The sequence below is a fragment of the Pseudoalteromonas aliena genome (assembly GCF_038155085.1).
GTDB lineage: Bacteria > Pseudomonadota > Gammaproteobacteria > Enterobacterales > Alteromonadaceae > Pseudoalteromonas > Pseudoalteromonas aliena_A.
Window position 1 is genome coordinate 26857 of sequence record NZ_JBAKAU010000011.1, and the last position, 17630, is coordinate 44486.

20 protein-coding genes are annotated in these 17630 nt (G+C 39.4%); 13 read left to right on the forward strand and 7 right to left on the reverse strand.

All coding sequences use genetic code 11. The features are described from left to right. Positions 1–273 precede the first annotated feature (273 nt). Both V6260_RS11765 and hmpA read left to right on the forward strand, forming a co-directional pair. Positions 274–1506, forward strand: a complete 1233-nt coding sequence (locus tag V6260_RS11765; RefSeq protein ID WP_341594261.1) for an NnrS family protein — start codon at positions 274–276, stop codon at positions 1504–1506. Between the two features lie 21 nt (positions 1507–1527). Next, positions 1528–2709 (forward strand): NO-inducible flavohemoprotein, encoded by a 1182-nt coding sequence (gene hmpA / locus V6260_RS11770; protein ID WP_341594262.1) that lies wholly within the window; start codon positions 1528–1530, stop codon positions 2707–2709. A gap of 79 nt (positions 2710–2788) precedes the next feature. Here hmpA and V6260_RS11775 read toward each other — a convergent pair whose 3' ends face one another. The 5 genes from V6260_RS11775 to V6260_RS11795 form a co-directional block, all read right to left on the reverse strand. Then, positions 2789–3160 (reverse strand): hypothetical protein, encoded by a 372-nt coding sequence (locus tag V6260_RS11775; protein ID WP_341594263.1) that lies wholly within the window; start codon positions 3158–3160, stop codon positions 2789–2791. Next, positions 3160–4770 carry a S41 family peptidase gene (locus tag V6260_RS11780; RefSeq protein ID WP_341594264.1) on the reverse strand — a complete coding sequence of 537 codons (1611 nt, stop codon included), beginning with the start codon at positions 4768–4770 and terminating at the stop codon, positions 3160–3162. The genes V6260_RS11775 and V6260_RS11780 overlap by 1 nt, the downstream gene beginning before the upstream one ends. A gap of 96 nt (positions 4771–4866) precedes the next feature. Next, positions 4867–5526 (reverse strand): endonuclease, encoded by a 660-nt coding sequence (locus V6260_RS11785; protein WP_341594266.1) that lies wholly within the window; start codon positions 5524–5526, stop codon positions 4867–4869. A gap of 56 nt (positions 5527–5582) precedes the next feature. After that, positions 5583–6284 (reverse strand): hypothetical protein, encoded by a 702-nt coding sequence (locus tag V6260_RS11790; RefSeq protein WP_341594267.1) that lies wholly within the window; start codon positions 6282–6284, stop codon positions 5583–5585. 130 nt (positions 6285–6414) lie between these two features. After that, positions 6415–6666 carry a DUF7218 family protein gene (locus V6260_RS11795; RefSeq protein WP_341594269.1) on the reverse strand — a complete coding sequence of 84 codons (252 nt, stop codon included), beginning with the start codon at positions 6664–6666 and terminating at the stop codon, positions 6415–6417. Positions 6667–6897: 231 nt separating this feature from the next. Here V6260_RS11795 and V6260_RS11800 point away from each other — a divergent pair, with 231 nt between their 5' ends. Then, complete coding sequence (locus V6260_RS11800) at positions 6898–7278, forward strand: hypothetical protein (protein WP_058547956.1); 381 nt, start codon at positions 6898–6900, stop codon at positions 7276–7278. Positions 7279–7288: 10 nt separating this feature from the next. On the opposite strand, the gene V6260_RS11805 is transcribed toward V6260_RS11800, so the two are convergent. Then, a complete protein-coding gene (locus V6260_RS11805) occupies positions 7289–7729 on the reverse strand; it encodes a PaaI family thioesterase (RefSeq protein ID WP_341594270.1) in 441 nt (146 codons plus the stop codon). A gap of 177 nt (positions 7730–7906) precedes the next feature. Here V6260_RS11805 and lexA point away from each other — a divergent pair, with 177 nt between their 5' ends. The 5 genes from lexA (at position 7907) to V6260_RS11830 (ending at position 13182) form a co-directional block, all read left to right on the forward strand. Continuing rightward, positions 7907–8524: a transcriptional repressor LexA gene (gene lexA, locus V6260_RS11810; protein WP_058547954.1), complete on the forward strand. Its 618-nt coding sequence runs from the start codon at positions 7907–7909 to the stop codon at positions 8522–8524. 479 nt (positions 8525–9003) lie between these two features. Further along, positions 9004–10146 carry a cytochrome c oxidase subunit II gene (coxB, locus tag V6260_RS11815; RefSeq protein WP_341594271.1) on the forward strand — a complete coding sequence of 381 codons (1143 nt, stop codon included), beginning with the start codon at positions 9004–9006 and terminating at the stop codon, positions 10144–10146. After that, positions 10146–11738, forward strand: a complete 1593-nt coding sequence (gene ctaD, locus V6260_RS11820) for a cytochrome c oxidase subunit I (protein ID WP_341594273.1) — start codon at positions 10146–10148, stop codon at positions 11736–11738. The genes coxB and ctaD overlap by 1 nt, the downstream gene beginning before the upstream one ends. Next, positions 11738–12268: a cytochrome c oxidase assembly protein gene (locus V6260_RS11825; RefSeq protein WP_211017886.1), complete on the forward strand. Its 531-nt coding sequence runs from the start codon at positions 11738–11740 to the stop codon at positions 12266–12268. Before ctaD ends, V6260_RS11825 begins: the two co-directional genes overlap by 1 nt. 35 nt (positions 12269–12303) lie before the next feature. Next, positions 12304–13182 (forward strand): cytochrome c oxidase subunit 3, encoded by an 879-nt coding sequence (locus tag V6260_RS11830; protein ID WP_341594274.1) that lies wholly within the window; start codon positions 12304–12306, stop codon positions 13180–13182. Here V6260_RS11830 and V6260_RS11835 read toward each other — a convergent pair. Further along, positions 13085–13453: a DUF2909 domain-containing protein gene (locus V6260_RS11835; RefSeq protein WP_341594276.1), complete on the reverse strand. Its 369-nt coding sequence runs from the start codon at positions 13451–13453 to the stop codon at positions 13085–13087. The two genes, V6260_RS11830 and V6260_RS11835, sit on opposite strands and share 98 nt — an antisense overlap. On the opposite strand from V6260_RS11835, the gene V6260_RS11840 reads away from it, so the two are divergent. Genes V6260_RS11840 through V6260_RS11860 form a run of 5 tightly spaced genes read left to right on the forward strand, consistent with a single transcriptional unit; the run spans position 13407 to position 17201 of the window. After that, complete coding sequence (locus V6260_RS11840; RefSeq protein ID WP_341594278.1) at positions 13407–14141, forward strand: SURF1 family protein; 735 nt, start codon at positions 13407–13409, stop codon at positions 14139–14141. The genes V6260_RS11835 and V6260_RS11840 overlap by 47 nt on opposite strands. Next, positions 14131–14625, forward strand: coding sequence for a transmembrane cytochrome oxidase associated protein (locus V6260_RS11845; protein ID WP_341594279.1), 495 nt, complete (start codon positions 14131–14133; stop codon positions 14623–14625). The genes V6260_RS11840 and V6260_RS11845 overlap by 11 nt, the downstream gene beginning before the upstream one ends. Before the next feature lie 30 nt (positions 14626–14655). After that, a complete protein-coding gene (locus tag V6260_RS11850; protein ID WP_341594280.1) occupies positions 14656–15645 on the forward strand; it encodes a COX15/CtaA family protein in 990 nt (329 codons plus the stop codon). Between the two features lie 12 nt (positions 15646–15657). Further along, the gene (cyoE, locus tag V6260_RS11855; protein WP_341594281.1) at positions 15658–16587 is read left to right on the forward strand and encodes a heme o synthase; all 930 of its coding nucleotides are present in this window, start codon (positions 15658–15660) and stop codon (positions 16585–16587) included. Continuing rightward, positions 16584–17201, forward strand: a complete 618-nt coding sequence (locus tag V6260_RS11860) for an SCO family protein (protein WP_341594282.1) — start codon at positions 16584–16586, stop codon at positions 17199–17201. The genes cyoE and V6260_RS11860 overlap by 4 nt, the downstream gene beginning before the upstream one ends. Positions 17202–17630 lie beyond the last annotated feature (429 nt).

Consider the following 17630-nt stretch of genomic DNA (forward strand, 5'->3'; position numbering starts at 1 on the left):
AATGACCTTTTTGTGTTTTTATGACTCAATTTATAGTAGGTCATAAAGACTCATAGTGTAAAGTGGCTTTATTTAACTGTTTGAATTTAATGAATAAATATATTGGCACGGTATGTGTAATAGCTAAGTAACGTAGTTAGTTACAGAGATCGCCATGCACACTCTAATACTGAATAATTTAAATAATCAAACACAGTTTAGTTCACTGAATGAGGCACTAGCGTACGCTGAAAACTTTTTTGATCAGTATGGTTTAGGGCAGGAGGTACGATAATGCGCCCTATAAACTTAACTGAGCCAATGCCAGCACGCGTTGCTATTCATCAAGTATCTCAATGGCCGTTATGGATGCTTGCTTTTAGGCCTTTCTTTTTGGGTGATGGTTTATTAGCGTTTTTTTCGGTGGGGTATTGGCTACTTATTTTAACAGGCCATGCAAGTTGGCACTTATCGATACCCGCTACATTATGGCACGCGCACGAAATGCTGTTTGGCTTTGCGGGAGTTGTAGCTGTTGGCTTTTTACTTACCGCTGCACAAACATGGACAGGTGTAGCGAGCATAAGTGGCAAAGCTCTTATGTGGCTTGCGTTTATATGGCTTGCAGCACGCTTAGCATTTTTTGTAGTACTGCCTGATATTGCTCATTTTAATTTATATGCTGCACTTACATTACAAGTTATTTGGTGGTTAGGCGCCATAGCCGCGTTGGCTAATATGTTATTAAAAGCCAATAGCAAAAGTAACTATCCATTTTTAGCTATTTTAGCTGTGCTTTGTGGGCTCAATGTATTGTATTTAATACTCATTTTACAGAAAAACATGCAACTTGCACTTGGTGTGGTTGATACCGCAGTACTGGTTATTACTTTACTAGTTGGCATTGTTGCGGGTCGCGTTTTACCATTTTTTACCGCTAAAGGTCTGGGTTTAACCGAGCAAGTTCGCACTCCTAAAATAGATAAAGCGGTGATGTATTTATCTATTGTGGCTATCACTTTATTTTTTATCGACAAGTTGTTTTTGAACACGATTAATCCTGCGTTGGTTGTTGCAACGGTTGCTGTGCTTCATCTGTTCAGGGCTGGTTGTTGGTGGGATAGCAAGGTATTGAGAGTACCTTTGTTATGGTCTTTGCATTTTTCGTACCTTGCTCTAGGTGTTGGTTTGATGCTGGTGGCAATAAGCTTTTATAGCAGTGCAATACAATTTAAAGATGCGCTGCACTTAATCACTATTGGCACAATAGGTATGATGATTTTAGCAATGATGACGCGTGTATCGCATGGTCATACAGGGCGTACACTCGCTATTCCTCATTACATGACTGTTGCTTTTGCGTTTTTGCTCGTGGCCGCCATTACTCGTTCATTACTCCCTTTTATTATTGGGCCCCACCTTGCTTGGCAAATAAGTGCTTTGCTTTGGTTAGTGGCTTTTTCATTATTTTTAATTCACTGCACACCTATATTAACGCGGCGTCGTGTTGATGGGCGCCGTGGTTAGTTTACCCATAGGAAAACACATATGTTATCTGATAAAACCATTGAGATCGTAAAAAGTACTGTTCCGTTATTAGCGCAGGCGGGTACGGTTGTTACTGATCATTTTTATAAGCGTTTATTTAGCCATAATCCTGAGCTTAAAAATATTTTTAATATGGCGAATCAAGATACAGGTCGTCAGCAATTTGCACTTTTTAATGCATTGGCTGCGTATGCACAAAATATTGATAATTTAGCCGTATTAAAAGAAGCGCTAACACGTATTAATCATAAGCATACAAGCTTGAATATTTTACCTGAGCATTACCCTATTGTAGGTGCGCATTTAATTGGTACTTTAAAAGAGCTTATTCCTGAGCAATTTACTCCCGATGTTGAATACGCTTGGCGCGAAGCTTACGGCGTACTTGCTGATATTTGTATAACCGAAGAAGCTGCTTTGTATGAGCACAGTAAAAATAAACACGGTGGTTGGGCGGGAACTCGCCAATTTGAAATAACCAACAAACAGGCTGAATCAGAACTAGTAACGAGCTTTACACTTACGCCAGTTGATGGCGAAGCTGTTATTACACATAAACCAGGGCAGTATTTAGGTATTAAAGTTAAGCCAGAGGGCGCCAAATATGAAGAAATTCGCCAGTATTCTATTTCGCAAAAAAGTAACGCTAAAAACTACCGTATTAGTGTTAAAAAAGAGCTACAGCCAAAGCCTGGCATGGTGTCTAATTATTTACACTCATTAGAGCAAGGCACTATTGTTGAGTTATACCCGCCGGCAGGAGACTTCTTTTTACGCAATAACACAAACCCAGCGGTACTCATTTCAGCAGGTGTTGGGCAAACGCCAATGCTGGCTATGCTTGAAACGTTATTAAGTGATAATTCTAATCAAGAGATTATGTATTTACATGCCTGCGAAAATACTCAGCAGCACTCGTTTTCAAAATATTTAAATGATCTAACAGCGCAGAATAACCACTTGCAAACAATAACGTGGTTTAATCAAGCGACAGAGGGCGCTGATTTTACTGGGTTAATGAACCTAAATGCAGTGCAAGCAAAGCTCCCATTGAGTAATGGCGACTTTTATTTATGTGGTCCTACTGGTTTTATGGCGTTTATAAAAAACCAGTTACTTGAGCTAAGTGTTAAAAACGAGCGGATTCATTATGAAGTGTTTGGACCGCATCAAGACTTGTAATCATGTTTTAAAATAGAAAAGGCGCGTAGCGATATGCTGTGCGCCTTCTTCACTAATTTATAAGCGTCAAAAAAGCGCTTTATAACTCTTTGCAGTTTACATCTTCAAGTACAATCGTAAGCCCATTTTTTGGGTAATAAAGCTCGCATTGGTTATTACGTATTTGCAAAATAAACTTTTCAGACTTTATATTATGCGCGCCCATAATCGCTGTGCCATCAGGTCCTTTACTCATTGCATGGTCAATTAGCAGTTCGCTACGTTTAGTAAACACTGAATCAGAAAGTGTTACTAATGCGCCTCCTTTAGCTTGTTGAATTGCCTGCTGTAGAGTTGTAATAATAGCGGGATTAACGCTTGTTAATATAGCGGGTTTAGCGGGCTCACTATTTACATTTTGGCACCCGCCTAAAGCGAGTAAAGTAGCTAATGGGAGTAATAATTTAGCCATTACCTCTCCTCACTCAGTGTTGGCCAAGTTAAGTCCATATTACGCTGGGTAAATTGTTCAGGCATATTTAAAGGAATGAGAGATTCACGAGAGCTTGAAAAAGTAGCTGGTTCTGCTTTTGCAGCAGCTGTTCTTACTGGGCAACTATCATTTTCAATATGGAATAATGCAGTAGCTAAAAGAGCCTCGTTACTGTCGCCTAATTGATGATCAAAGTCGTCCTCAATTTTACAGCCTTGTACGTCTGCATCAAATTGTGGTGTAGGCGTTGGTGTAAAACCCGCAGCATACTCGCCAAACCCTTTGCTATTTACACCGCTAAATTGAATAGTGTAGTAGGTTGTTGCGCAGTTATGTGTTGGGGTAAAGCCGTAGGGCTTGCCGCAGGTTGTGTCGCCAATTAAAATAACTTCGGCATCTATACCTTTTAAGCCATTAATAAAAGCTTCTGATGCCGAACAGGTACCGGATGTACTTAGCACATAAATCTTGGACAGGTTTAAATCGGGTAGGCTTTCACCGGTGCTAAGAAAAGTAGAATAGTCAATTTCTTCATCAATAAATGGAAAAGGCGAATCAACGGGTTGTTTATCGTTTTGCTGGGTTTGATAATAAAAACGGTTGTTAACGTTAGCATTACCAGCAACCATATAAGCCAATTGCGCTGATAGCGCCAACAAACCACCACCGTTGTATCTAAAGTCTATTACAAGCTCATCAATACCATCGGTTTTAAACTTATTGACCGCATTAATAAGTCCTTCTTGGGCAATGCTTATGTGGCTATTAAACTGCATATAACCCACGCTTGAACCATTTTCGGTTGTAATCGTTTTAACGTTTTGAACAGGTGTTTGCTCAATGTTACCAGCTGTTATGTTAAATGTTTTTTCCGTTCCGTCATTGCTGCGTACAGCAATTGTATGCGAGTCACCATTTTCTGGGCTAAATAAGCCTTCGTTAAGTGTATCAATACCCGTTTCAGTAATAGTATTAATGCTAATGCTATCGACTGAAAGTACAGTATCACCACGTTGAAAGCCGATACTGCTTGCAGGTGAGTCATCTTCAAGGTAAGCAATGCGTAATACTCGATCAGCAGGATCACCAATAAATGCCCAATTTATACCGTAACCAGAAGTAACGCCAGACTGCGCTTCTTGAAAATAATCCTCAGTGGGTTCTGAAAAGTGAAAGTTATCTTTTTTTGCACCTGAATCGGTAAGCTGCTCTGTTTTTAATTGAGCAAAGTAATCGGCTACTGTAGCAAAGTCTTCAGGGTCATTATCAGCAATTTCATCGTACCAAAGGTAGGTTTCATCACTCCAAGAGCGAAGCCAAAGTTTTTCGTACAGATCTGAGCCTGCTTGGTCTGGATAAGGGGTGTTGTTGTTAAATGGGTCATTGCCAGTGCGTGGTGTTTCACAAAAATTCTTTAAGTCATCAGATGGCTCAAACTCACCTGCAGTCCACGTTGGTTCGTCACTAACAGGTGGTGTAAATAAAGGCGTTGTAGTGGTATCCATGGTGCTGCCACCTCCACAACCAACTAAAGAAGAGCCTAACAGTACTGTAATTATGGCTAGTGATATTTTATTATTTTTAAGCATGTTAAGTACTTTTTGTAAATAAGTTGTTTAAAGCTTACAACACTTACCCATTTATTCAACACCTTTGAGCTTGTTAATGTAATTAGTATATAAAGCTTATAGTTTTTTTGAGTTGCTTTTATCCACAAACGCCTGTTTCTTCCATGCATTAAATAGCTTTTTTTGTTTATCAGATATTTTTAAACCGTATGTTTTTTGCATATAAGCGTAGGTGTCGGCAATGCGTTTACGGGCATAAAATGGTGGCTCTACTACGCGTTGTTTAAAGTTAACTTTTACTTCGCAGCGGCCATATTGTGTGGCGTTTTCGCTAAGCATACCAAAGCGATAGTTAGAGCGATCTGCGTTAATTTCGCCAATAGCGGGGGCTAAGTTGTGTATGTCGGCTTCCATTTTCCTAAATTTAGCACTGACCTTACGGCAGTTTTTACGCCCACCATTTTGCCAGCATTGTAGCTGGTGGCCAAATTCCCATGCGGGCACTATGTGCTCCCATTCAATACGTAAAGCGCGCTGGTTTACTTTGCCTGAGCGGGTAAATGTATTACGAGGCACATAACCACAACCCGTTGGATCTGGCACTAGTTTTTTACCTTGTTTTTTAATGTCGCAGCCGCAGTAGAGGCTTTTGGCGTTATTAGGTAGGGTTTTAATTAAGTGCCTTTTAGCCGTTGAAAAACGGGTGAATTCTTCACTCGATGCCGAAAAACAAATACAACAAGCCACAAAGGCTAAAATAAATTTAAGCATATCCATCACATACGTGAACTACAGGAGTCGATAGTTTAAAGCCTTGAAATTAAAATATAAACCTATTTAAAAATCCTTTTAAGCCTTAAATTTTGCAAAAGTAGCAACATGCCGCATAAGCAAAATAGCACGCTGGTGGCTGCAAAGCTGATTAGTAACGGGTTGTTAAAATCTTCTCGCTCGTCGTAATCCATTATGTGCAGCATCCAAAAAAAGTCGAATATACGCCATAGAGTGCTGCGAACAGTAATTACTTTGCCGTTAATTGCATTTAAATACAGCGTGGTATTTAAGGTGTCGTTAAATTGTACTTGCCATACATTTGTTTTGTATCCAACCTCTCGAGTCCCTTGTTTTAAAAGTGTGGTACTTACTGGTTTAGCGTCGATGAGTAAATGAGCTTGTGCATTCGCTGTTATTTGTATTTTAGTGGGTGGTTCAAAAGGGCGACCCGTTAAACCATTAAAGCTCTGCTGCTCGGTATTATTGATAACAGTAATAAGGGGAGTAGTTAAAAAATTTTCAAATGTTATTTGAGTGGGATTAGCCACTTGTGAAGTAATATTATCGAGTGATGCAGGGTAGTCTGCTTGTGTAAATGGGTTTATCAGTGTGCGCTTAGCAAGGTGCTTGCCGTGCACATAGTCAAGTGGAATAGCGCTCATAACTAGGCCACCTAAAAGCCAAGCCAAAATTTGTAAGGCAAGTAAATAGCCCAGCCACTTATGTAATTTGCGTGCACGCTTAAATATTTTTTTGCTCATATTTATCTTCTTATTATTTTTAGCGTTAGTTTATTATAGCTTCCCATGCTTTTGCTGCGGCATTTTGTCGCAGTTTTTCATAAGTTTATAAATATGAGGCTTTAATGGCATCAATAGATTTTAGTTAATTTTAGCTTTCACGCAGTGCATTTATTAACTCTTGTTTGCTCATTTTAGAGCGCCCGCTAATACACACTTCTTTTGCTTTATCGTATAACTGCTTTTTTGTGCGTTGCTCATACTGAGAGGCTTTGCCGCCTTTAATAGCTGTTTTGTGGGTATTACTATTGGCAATACGTGCTGCTTTTTGTTTACTCATGCCTTCATCGCGAAGTGCATCGTACTGATCGTCGTTTTTAATTTGTGGACCATGATCTACCATTTTAATGCTCCTTAAAAATCGTTACTTACACAATGTGTGTATTAATTTCATTGTTTAATTGTAAAACTAAGCGATTAAGCCAGCTTAATTAAAACGAGCAAGTTAGGTGCCAAAAGCGTTAAAAAGTGTATTTATGAAGATAAAGCAAGGATTACTGCTTTGTTAATTTGGTATAAAAGTAAAACTGCGTTAAAGTTTGCGATGAAACTATAAGAGGGTAAAAAGCAGACAATGTCGGAAATTCAATTTTTAAATGTAGATCTAGAGCTTGAGTCTAAGCATGATATTAGCGCCTTAGTGGCAGACTTAAAGAAAAACGCGACGGTTTTGCATTATGATAAAGACGAATATCGTCAACTTGCGCGTATTGAAGCCTCAGGTGAAATATCAACACCAGATAAAGCGATTAACCATTTGTGCGAGCTTATTGAGTCGTGTTCACGTAATGCGCTTAAACAATGGCTCAGCTGCTCGCGAAGAACGTTTGATATTGGCTTTGAATCGGGCACGTCGCCTAAATGCTTTAACCAAGCCTTACATGCAGACACACTGCTACGTATATCTGCGATTGGTGCAGGTATGGAAATTACTATTTATCCTATCGAAAAATAATAATAAGTAATTATCTGCGCTCTACCACTGCTGCGGTCATTTTTGATACGCAGCACAGCTCATTGCGGCTATTTGTTATTTTTATTTCCCACACAGAACTACGTTTACCTATATGAAAAGCCCTAGCGGTTGCAGTTAAAGTACCATTGCGAGATGCTTTTAAATGGCTTGCGCTAACTTCCTGCCCTACACAATAAAACTTTGTAAAATCGACAACAAAATTAGCAGCATAGCTTGCTACTGTTTCAGCAAGTACTACATTTGCACCACCGTGAACCATACCCATAGGATTATGATGCTCAGGAATTGCTGGCATAGTAGCAACTAGGTAATCGTCACCAATTTCTGTGACTTCAATACCCATGGTTTTCATTAATGTGCCTTGGCCGTTAATGCCTTCCTCTAACTGTTTGCAAAGCTCTAAAGTGATGGGTTGGTGCCAAATACTCATAATTACTCCTTTGAATTAAGACCAAGTTTATTGCACTTTATAAATGTGAATTTTATAAATACCTAAAATGTACACATATGCTTTTAGTTTAGCTATTTTAAAGCAGAATTTAAATTTGCGATTTTTATTTAACTGTATATACTCACAGTTAAATGTACTGTATGGAAAACCAGTTGTATGCGACCATTAACGAAACGCCAAGCTCAAATACTAGAACTCATTAAAGTTTTTATTAAAGACACTGGTATGCCTCCTACACGTGCCGAAATAGCGCAAACATTAGGTTTTAAAAGTGCTAATGCAGCAGAAGAGCACTTAAAAGCGCTTGCTAAAAAGGGTGTAATTAAGATGAAGCCAGGCGCAAGCCGTGGCATTCAATTAATTGAAGAAGAAGAGCCAGAGCAATTAGGCTTACCTCTTATTGGGCGTGTTGCTGCAGGCTCACCTATTTTGGCGCAAGAACATGTTGAGAGCCATTGCAAAATAGACCCTCTAATGTTTAAACCTGCCGCCGATTTTTTACTTCGTGTAAATGGCATGAGTATGAAAGATATTGGTATTATGGATGGCGATTTACTGGCTGTACATCGCACTCAAACAGCTGAAAACGGACAGGTTGTGGTTGCACGAGTAGATGAAGATGTAACCGTAAAACGCTTAGAAAAAGCAGGCCGAAAAGTATTATTACACGCCGAAAACGAAGAGTTTACGCCAATAGAAGTAGACCTTGAAAATGAGTCTTTTAATATTGAAGGCTTAGCAGTAGGCGTAATTAGAAACGCCGATTGGATGTAATTTCTAGCCTATATTAGATAGTAAATTTATAAATGCGCACTTTTTAGTGTGCATTTTGGTTTTAAAAACCCACCTTTTAGCAATACTAAAACAGCTATATAGTTATTTAAGCTGTAAACTTTTTTGCACTCGCACTTAACTCTTCTTTTATGTGATACACCCCCTATTTTTACTCGTTTTTTGATTATTAAATTGTATTTATGTTGGTCTAATTAAGGCAAGTTTCAAAATACGAGTAGGTTGTTTTTTGTACTAAAGCTTGCTTGTTGTATATTTTTTGGCTAATCATTAATGTGCTGAACCAACAATAACTCACAACTTTTAGTTTTGAGCACACACACAATACATACCCTTTGTTGGTGCAGCTATACCAATTAATTACACAAATAAGATTGGTTAAATAATAAAAATAACGAATAGGCGTTTAAGCCGTATGCCTCTTCGCTTTGCACTCGCAATAGCATCAAAGGAGCCGTCACATGGGTAAACTGACCTCTACCGTGTGGCTTGTATTGATTGTTTTTTCGCAGCATGTAATGGCAAATAGCCAATACAATATGCGCAAAGGCGTAACCGATATAAGCAATAATGTATATCAGCTACACATGACCATATTTTTAATATGTTGTGTGATTGGGGTGATAGTGTTCGCCATTATGTTTTGGGCACTTATTCATCATCGTAAATCTAAAGGGGCGATACCTGCCCAATTTCATGAAAGTACTAAAGTAGAAATACTTTGGACTGCAATTCCATTTGTTATTTTAATTGCCATGGTAATCCCTGCCACTAAAACACTTATTGCAATGGAAGATGCCAGCAAAGCTGATTTAACCATTAAAATTACGGGTTCGCAGTGGAAGTGGCATTACGAATATATGGGAGAGGACGTCGCGTTTTATTCTATTTTATCTACCCCTCAAGATGAAATAGCCAACCTTGCAGATAAAAACCCAAATTACTTGCTTGAAGTTGATAAGCCATTAGTGCTGCCAATTAATCAAAAAGTGCGTTTTTTAATGACCTCAGATGACGTTATTCATTCTTGGTGGGTACCTGATTTTGCTGTTAAAAAAGACGCCAACCCCGGCTTTATAAACGAAACATGGACCAACATTAACGAAGAAGGTATTTACCGAGGACAGTGCGCTGAGCTGTGCGGTAAAGATCATGGTTTTATGCCAGTGGTGGTTGAAGCTAAATCGCAAAAAGATTTTAACGCTTGGCTTGCCGATGCAAAACAAGCAAAGCAAAAAGCGGCATTAGCCGATGCAGCACTGCTTGATAAAACGCTACCAAAAGAAGAGTTAATGACTTTAGGCGAGCAAGTGTATATGGCAAGTTGCGCTGCGTGTCATCAGCCAACGGGCATGGGCTTACCAGGCGTATTTCCTGCACTTAAAGGTAGCCCAATTGTACTGGGAGATATAAAAGATCACATAGATGTTGTGATTCATGGCCGCCCTGGTACTGCAATGCAAGCTTTTGCTAAACAGTTATCAATAAAGCAACTTGCAGCAGTAATTACTTACAAACGCAATGCGTGGGGTAACGATACGGGTGATGTAATTCAACCTAGTGAAATTCAGGCAGCACTTGATGCTGATGGGGAGGCGAACTAATGAGTAGCATAGTAGAACAATCTAACGCCAATGAAGCTCACCACGGTCATCATCCTGCAAAAGGCTTTAAGCGCTGGTTATATACAACCAATCATAAAGATATTGGCAGCTTATATTTAATTTTTTCGCTGACTATGTTTTTAATTGGCGGCGCTATGGCTATGGTAATTAGGGCCGAATTATTCCAACCTGGGTTACAGCTAGTTGAGCCTCATTTTTTTAATCAAATGACCACTGTACATGGCTTGATTATGGTATTTGGTGCGGTTATGCCAGCCTTTACTGGCCTTGCTAACTGGATGGTGCCATTAATGATTGGCGCACCAGATATGGCATTACCAAGAATGAATAACTGGAGCTTTTGGATATTACCCTTCGCATTTTTAATCCTGCTGTCTTCTTTATTTATGCCTGGCGGTGGCCCTGCATTCGGCTGGACTTTTTACGCTCCACTTTCAACTACTTACAGTAACGATAATACTGCGTTGTTTGTATTTGCCGTTCATATTATGGGTATCAGCTCAATTATGGGGGCAATCAATGTAATTGTGACCATAGTTAATTTACGTGCCCCGGGTATGACATGGATGAAGCTTCCGTTATTCGTGTGGACATGGCTAATAACTGCATTTTTATTAATTGCTGTTATGCCTGTACTTGCGGGAGCTGTGACCATGGTACTCACTGATAAATACTTTGCTACTAGCTTTTTTGATGCAGCCGGCGGTGGCGACCCGGTGATGTTTCAGCACATATTTTGGTTTTTTGGTCACCCTGAAGTATACATCATGATTTTGCCAGCTTTTGGCATTATATCGACCATAGTGCCTACCTTTTCGCGTAAAAAACTATTTGGTTATGCGTCCATGGTGTACGCCACCTCATCCATTGCGCTACTTAGTTTTATTGTATGGGCTCACCACATGTTTACCACAGGTATGCCGGTGGCTGGCGAGTTATTTTTTATGTACGCAACGATGCTTATATCGGTGCCAACGGGAGTAAAAGTATTTAACTGGGTAGCCACTATGTGGAAAGGCTCAATTAGCTTTGAAGTCCCCATGCTATTTAGTATTGCCTTTATTGTGCTGTTTACCTTAGGAGGCTTTTCTGGGTTGATGTTAGCCATTACACCTGCTGATTTTCAGTATCACGATACGTACTTTGTGGTGGCGCATTTTCACTATGTATTAGTAACCGGGGCCATCTTTTCGATAATGGCGGGTGCTTATTACTGGCTGCCTAAATGGACCGGTAATATGTTTAATATTACCTTGGCCAAATGGCATTTTTGGCTATCGCTTGTCAGTGTAAACGTACTGTTTTTTCCTATGCACTTTGTAGGGCTTGCAGGTATGCCTAGACGTATTCCCGATTATGCGCTGCAGTTTGCCGATTTTAACGCCATTATAAGTATTGGTGGATTTGCCTTCGGTTTATCGCAGCTTTTATTTGTGGCCGTGGTAATTAAATGCGCCCGTGGTGGCGATAAAGTACCAGCAAAGGTGTGGGATGGTGCCGAAGGTTTAGAGTGGGAAGTTGAATCGCCAGCGCCGTATCATACCTTTTCTACACCACCGGAAATTAAGTAATGACTCACGCGCCGCTACTTAAACGCTTAGTACTTATTTGCATAGGTATGTTTGCTTTTGCTTTTGCCTTAGTGCCCTTATACGACGTATTTTGCGATGTAACAGGGCTAAATGGTAAGCCATCGCTTGAGAAAGCAAAGCTAAGTACACAAGTAACTCAAAACCGCGAGGTAGCGGTGAGTTTTACAACCCATGCGCAAAGTGGCGCGCCATTTGTTGTTAAGTCAAAAGAATACAGTGTTGCTGTTAAACCCGGCGCTATGCGTGAGGTAATGTTTAGCGCTAAAAATAACAGTAACCTCGATAAAGTAATGCAAGCTGTGCCCTCGGTTTCTCCCGGTAAAGCGGCTAAGTATTTACATAAAATTGCCTGTTTTTGCTTTGATCAGCAACCACTAAAAGCAGGGGAAGAACTTGAGTTTAAACTACTTTTTTATGTCGATACCGCATTACCAAGCGATATAGAAGAGCTAACTTTATCTTACACCGTATTTGATATTAGTGAGCAGCTAGTAGCGAGTAATAACTAGCCTGCATGTCTAGTGTAAAACTAGGAGCAAATAACATGAATCAAGAATATGAAAATTACTACGTACCAGAGCAAAGCCCGTGGCCAATAGTGGGCGCTATTGCTTTGTTTTTTATTGCAGTAGGCGCTGCATTAACGGTTATGAGTGCCTCAAAAGAAGAAGGTGGGAGCGGCGTTTACTTGCTATATGTTGGTATTGCCGTGCTTTTATACATGCTTTATAGCTGGTTTAAAAATGTAATTACTGAGTCCGATCAAGGTTTATATTCAGCGCAAATGGACCGTTCGTTCAGACAAGGTATGAGCTGGTTTATTTTTTCTGAAGTAATGTTTTTTATGGCCTTTTTTGGCGCGTTATTTTATGCACGAATGCTATCGGTGCCTTGGCTTGGAGGTGCAGGCAATAATGCGATGACTAACGAAGTGCTATGGCCTACCTTTGAAGCCGTTTGGCCTTTAATTACAACACCTGCAGGAGATACAACTCAAGCCATGGGTTGGCAAGGCTTACCGCTTATAAACACATTAATACTACTTACCTCATCGGTTACTTTACATTTTGCCCACGTAGCAATGGAAAACAATAAACGTACGCCACTTAAAGTATTTCTAGGGGCAACTATTTTATTAGGTGTTTGCTTTTTGGCTCTGCAAGTTGAGGAGTATATACACGCCTATAACGATTTAAATTTAACGCTTGATGCCGGTGTTTACGGTAATACGTTCTTTTTATTGACTGGTTTTCATGGCATGCATGTAACCCTTGGCACTGTACTGTTGCTGGTTATTTTTTTACGAATATTAAAAGGGCACTTTACTAAAGATAAGCATTTTGCATTTCAAGCTGCTGCTTGGTACTGGCATTTTGTAGATGTAGTATGGCTGTGTTTATTTGTATTTGTATATGTGCTGTAGCATTTATTGGGGAATTATTAGCTTTAATAAAGCCAAATTTAAGTGCGGCAATTACCATAATTAATACAACAACCGAAAACATCACGCGGCGGCCTAAAAAGTGAGACACAGGCCGTCCATTTGTTTTACCCGATACCATAATAAATAAAGCTCTAAATAAGTTAAAAAGTATAAACAGTAACAACAGTACGATAATAATTTTAATAATCACTGGGTTGAACCTTATGCAGTTAGTTTTATGGCACAAACAAAAGCTTAGCTCAATAATCACACTTTGTATGGTGGCGGTTGTGGTACTTGTTTGTGTGCGCTTAGGGTTTTGGCAGCTACAAAGAGCTGAGCAAAAACAGCAACAGTTAACGGCTATTGAAAAATTGCAAACCCAAGGTGTTATGAGTTGGCAGCAACTTACTAATTTACCCTCTAACTGGAATAAAACAGGGGTGTTGGTTGAATTAACTGGGGTATTTATTCAAGATCAATATTGGCTGTTGGATAATCAAGTTTACAATGGGCAAGTCGGATACGACTTATTAGTATTGTTTAAACCAGCAGATGACTCCCACACTATTTTGGTAAACCTTGGCTGGGTTAAGGCCCCGCTATCTCGAAGTGAATTACCAAAAATAAAGCTTCCTACTAAGCGCTTTATATTAATTGCACAAATAAAAGAGAACAATCTTAGTGGCTTTACGCTCGAACGCGAAGCTGCTCCCTCCAATATTAGAATTCAAAATATTGACCTTAATAAGCTAAGCCAAACCAGTCAGCAAAAACTCGTTAACTACATGGCTTATAGGCAAGGTGAAGGGGATGAATTAGCTACTCCTCATTATAAAGCTGTTGTTATGAGCCCGCAAAAACATCATGCCTACGCAGTTCAGTGGTTTTTAATCGCCATTGCCTGTGTATTCGTGGCTGTTTTTGCTAGTAAAAAAAGGACACACAATGAAAAATAAACCACTTTTATTATTTGTAATCTGCTGCGCCATACCACTAGCTCTAGCGTATAGTGCGCTTAAATTTGATTGGTTACCAACGGCGATAACAAATCATGGTGAGTTTTTAAAACAAGAAGTAAAGCTTACTAATTGGCAAAAAAACAACCCCAAACAGTGGACGATTGCGCTTAATTACTCCGCAGAGTGCACCAGTGCATGTAATGAACAGTTAAGGGCGCTAGATAATTTATATGTGGCATTGGGTAAAAACCAAGGCAAGGTCGATATGGCGGTGATGGGGACCGTTAATGATAAAAAACTGCCTTGGAAAATGATAAGCGGCCAACAAAATTTAAAGCCAGCCAGCTTGTATTTAATCGATCATATGGGGCTTGTGGTTCTTGAATATCCTTTTAAAACGCAGCCACAAGAAAACCGTTTAGTACAAAAAGGTTTATTAAAAGATCTAAAAAAATTACTTAATTATTCTCGTTCGAGCTAATTGCTAAGCTTACTTAAGTTGGAGTATTTAATGTATAAAAATTATAAAAACTATGTATTAATAACAGGCTTACTTGCTTTAGTTGTAGTGGCATTGGGTGCCTACACCCGACTAAGTGATGCAGGCCTTGGTTGCCCAGACTGGCCCGGCTGTTATGGTTTTTTAACCGTCCCAAAACATGAAGCCGATATAGCACTCGCTACGCAAAGCTACCCCGACATGATGTTTGAAACCGCAAAAGCGTGGAAAGAAATGATCCATCGTTATTTTGCAGGTGCCTTAGGTTTACTTATTTTAGGTTTGTTTATATTGGCCTTTTTAAAGCGCCAATATCCAACTACACCCGTTAAGTTGCCTCTGGCTTTACTTTTACTTGTAGTATTTCAGGCCGCACTTGGTATGTGGACTGTAACCATGAACTTACAGCCGCTTATTGTGATGGGCCATTTATTAGGTGGCTTTAGTATTTTATCGCTAATTACACTTTTGTATTTACGCTTAACAGCCAACCCTATAATGGGTGGCGATAGCAGCGCAAAGCGTTATTTTAGTTTAAGCATAGTGGCATTGGTAGTACTGGTAATTCAAATTTCGCTGGGTGGTTGGCTTGCTGCAAATTATGCGGCACCGCATTGTAATGGTTTACCTTTGTGTAGCTACGCTCAACCATTTTCGCTCAGTAGTGTATTTCAGTTACCCCTTGAGCACAGTAATTACGAGTTTGGTGTGTTGTCGCAACAAGCGCGTATGTCTATACATTTATTGCATCGTATTTGGGCGCTTGTAACGTGTGTTGTTTTGGCTCTTATAATGTGGCGAATATACAGCCAAGCTTACTCGCACAAAATAAAAAATTGTGTGGCTAGCGTACTTGTTGCCTTACTTTGTCAGATAAGTTTAGGGCTTGCTGTGGTGCATTGGCACTTTCCGTTAGGGGTCGCACTGGCGCACAATTTAATGGCTGCCATACTATTATTAACAATGGTTAGGTTGTGTTACTACCTGAAGTCACGCACATAAAGGGGAATTGTTATGGCACTTACAATTGATAAAAAAGCACTACAGGGCGAGCATTCGCAACCTCTAATTAATCGTACTTATAATTTACTTCAAGATTACTTAGCCATTAGCAAATTTAAGGTTGTGGCTATGCTCGTTTTAACAGCTTGGGTAGGCTTAGCACTGGCTCCAGATGTAGGTAGAGGCATAGCTGTACAATTTACGAGTTTATTAGGTATTGGTTTACTATCTGCGGCGGCTGCGGTGATCAATCACGTCGTTGACAGCGAGATAGACTCAAAAATGGCGCGTACGCGTCATCGTCCTGTTGCTAAGGGGCGTTTGAGTAAAACCCACGCACTTAGTTTTGCTGCTGTTACTGGCGTAGCAGGTTTTATTATGTTGATGGTATGGGCAAATACACTGACCGCAATACTGACCTTATTTGCCTTGGTTGGCTATGCCTTTGTGTATACTTCATTTTTAAAACGCGCCACTCCGCAAAATATTGTTATTGGTGGTTTAGCGGGCGCTATGCCTCCGTTGCTTGGTTGGGTGTCTGAAACAGGCCAAATGGCAGCTGCTCCATGGTTACTTGTAATGATTATTTTTACCTGGACACCACCGCACTTCTGGGCGCTGGCTATAGCACGAAAAAGTGATTACGAACGTGCCAAAATCCCTATGTTACCAGTAACCCATGGTATCGATTTTTGTAAAACCTGCGTCGTTGCTTACTCTGTTTTACTCGCTGTTGTTTGCGTATTACCTTATTTAATTGGTATGTCTGGATTAATCTATTTGATAGGTGCTTGTGTATTAAATGCAGTGTTTATATATAAAGCTGTCAAATTAAAAATTGCCGGAAACGATGAAACTGCGATGGACTTATTTCGTTTTTCAATTATTCATTTAATGGTACTCTTTGTTGTATTATTTATAGATAAATGGTTCCCTTTATGAAACAGTTATGGCTTGGATTTATTGTTATTTTAGTTTTGTTTTTATCAGCATGTTCAAATGAAAATAGTTCACCAGATGTAGATGCATTAGTTTACGAAAATGCAAAGCCACTGTCTGATTTTACACTAAACGATCAGCGCGGCGAATTAGTGACTAAGCAACAATTTTTAGGGCAATGGAATTTAGTATTTTTAGGTTATACAAGTTGCCCCGATATTTGCCCATTGACTCTTGCTAAGTTAAATGCTGTTTATAAAAACTTACAAGCAGATTATCCGCTACAAGTTTGGTTTTTATCGGTTGATCCAAAGCGCGATACACCAGCTAAACGAAAGCAATATATAGATTACTTTAACCCTGACTTTTTAGCTGTATCAGGGGAGCATAAACACCTTTTTCCTGTTGTTCGAGAGCTTGGTTTAATTTACGCCATTAGCGATAGTAACGAATTAGAGTATACGGTTGATCATAGTGCCTCGGTCGCTATGGTTGACCAAAGTGGAGCCGTTAGAGCTATTTTTAAACCTGAATTTAAACAAGGTAGTGTGCCATTAATTAATACGACTACTTTAACTGAAGAGTTTAAAAAAATAGCTGATTACTACAAAAACTAGTTTTTACTTTTTATACCATCAGCTTAATTAAGTGATCTATTTTGAGGTAAGAAAATCGTGTCGATAATAAGGCAAGAATTTCGTTATTTAGTTGTTTTAAATCAGAAAATTTTAACGCAGTTAGCGACAGATTTAATCTCTCAAATTGATTAAGTATTGCTGCGGGTTGGTTTTACTAATTTTAAAGGAGCTTTAGGATCCTTTTTTGTGCTCTAGAGTGGTTAACCTGAACTCTGGATAATAAATCTATCTCAAACAGCTATTTTCAGCGCTAACTGTGTTGAATTTACTTGCAATAAGCCAGCTATTGACGCGTAAATTCGCCTTGTTTTCACTGAAAATCTCTGGCTACAGAAAATAAATTTAAATATAACCATGATCCAATACGTTAGTAAACCTCTTAACCAGAGTTCAGGTTAGTTAATAAAA

What these genes read in the sequence shown, in the direction of transcription:
- V6260_RS11765 (WP_341594261.1), top strand. Translation starts at nt 274, where the DNA reads ATGCGCCCTATAAACTTAACTGAGCCAATGCCAGCACGCGTTGCTATT.
- hmpA (WP_341594262.1), top strand. Translation starts at nt 1,528, where the DNA reads ATGTTATCTGATAAAACCATTGAGATCGTAAAAAGTACTGTTCCGTTA.
- V6260_RS11775 (WP_341594263.1), bottom strand. Translation starts at nt 3,160, where the DNA reads ATGGCTAAATTATTACTCCCATTAGCTACTTTACTCGCTTTAGGCGGG.
- V6260_RS11780 (WP_341594264.1), bottom strand. Translation starts at nt 4,770, where the DNA reads ATGCTTAAAAATAATAAAATATCACTAGCCATAATTACAGTACTGTTA.
- V6260_RS11785 (WP_341594266.1), bottom strand. Translation starts at nt 5,526, where the DNA reads ATGGATATGCTTAAATTTATTTTAGCCTTTGTGGCTTGTTGTATTTGT.
- V6260_RS11790 (WP_341594267.1), bottom strand. Translation starts at nt 6,284, where the DNA reads ATGAGCAAAAAAATATTTAAGCGTGCACGCAAATTACATAAGTGGCTG.
- V6260_RS11795 (WP_341594269.1), bottom strand. Translation starts at nt 6,666, where the DNA reads ATGGTAGATCATGGTCCACAAATTAAAAACGACGATCAGTACGATGCA.
- V6260_RS11800 (WP_058547956.1), top strand. Translation starts at nt 6,898, where the DNA reads ATGTCGGAAATTCAATTTTTAAATGTAGATCTAGAGCTTGAGTCTAAG.
- V6260_RS11805 (WP_341594270.1), bottom strand. Translation starts at nt 7,729, where the DNA reads ATGAGTATTTGGCACCAACCCATCACTTTAGAGCTTTGCAAACAGTTA.
- lexA (WP_058547954.1), top strand. Translation starts at nt 7,907, where the DNA reads ATGCGACCATTAACGAAACGCCAAGCTCAAATACTAGAACTCATTAAA.
- coxB (WP_341594271.1), top strand. Translation starts at nt 9,004, where the DNA reads ATGGGTAAACTGACCTCTACCGTGTGGCTTGTATTGATTGTTTTTTCG.
- ctaD (WP_341594273.1), top strand. Translation starts at nt 10,146, where the DNA reads ATGAGTAGCATAGTAGAACAATCTAACGCCAATGAAGCTCACCACGGT.
- V6260_RS11825 (WP_211017886.1), top strand. Translation starts at nt 11,738, where the DNA reads ATGACTCACGCGCCGCTACTTAAACGCTTAGTACTTATTTGCATAGGT.
- V6260_RS11830 (WP_341594274.1), top strand. Translation starts at nt 12,304, where the DNA reads ATGAATCAAGAATATGAAAATTACTACGTACCAGAGCAAAGCCCGTGG.
- V6260_RS11840 (WP_341594278.1), top strand. Translation starts at nt 13,407, where the DNA reads ATGCAGTTAGTTTTATGGCACAAACAAAAGCTTAGCTCAATAATCACA.
- V6260_RS11845 (WP_341594279.1), top strand. Translation starts at nt 14,131, where the DNA reads ATGAAAAATAAACCACTTTTATTATTTGTAATCTGCTGCGCCATACCA.
- V6260_RS11850 (WP_341594280.1), top strand. Translation starts at nt 14,656, where the DNA reads ATGTATAAAAATTATAAAAACTATGTATTAATAACAGGCTTACTTGCT.
- cyoE (WP_341594281.1), top strand. Translation starts at nt 15,658, where the DNA reads ATGGCACTTACAATTGATAAAAAAGCACTACAGGGCGAGCATTCGCAA.
- V6260_RS11860 (WP_341594282.1), top strand. Translation starts at nt 16,584, where the DNA reads ATGAAACAGTTATGGCTTGGATTTATTGTTATTTTAGTTTTGTTTTTA.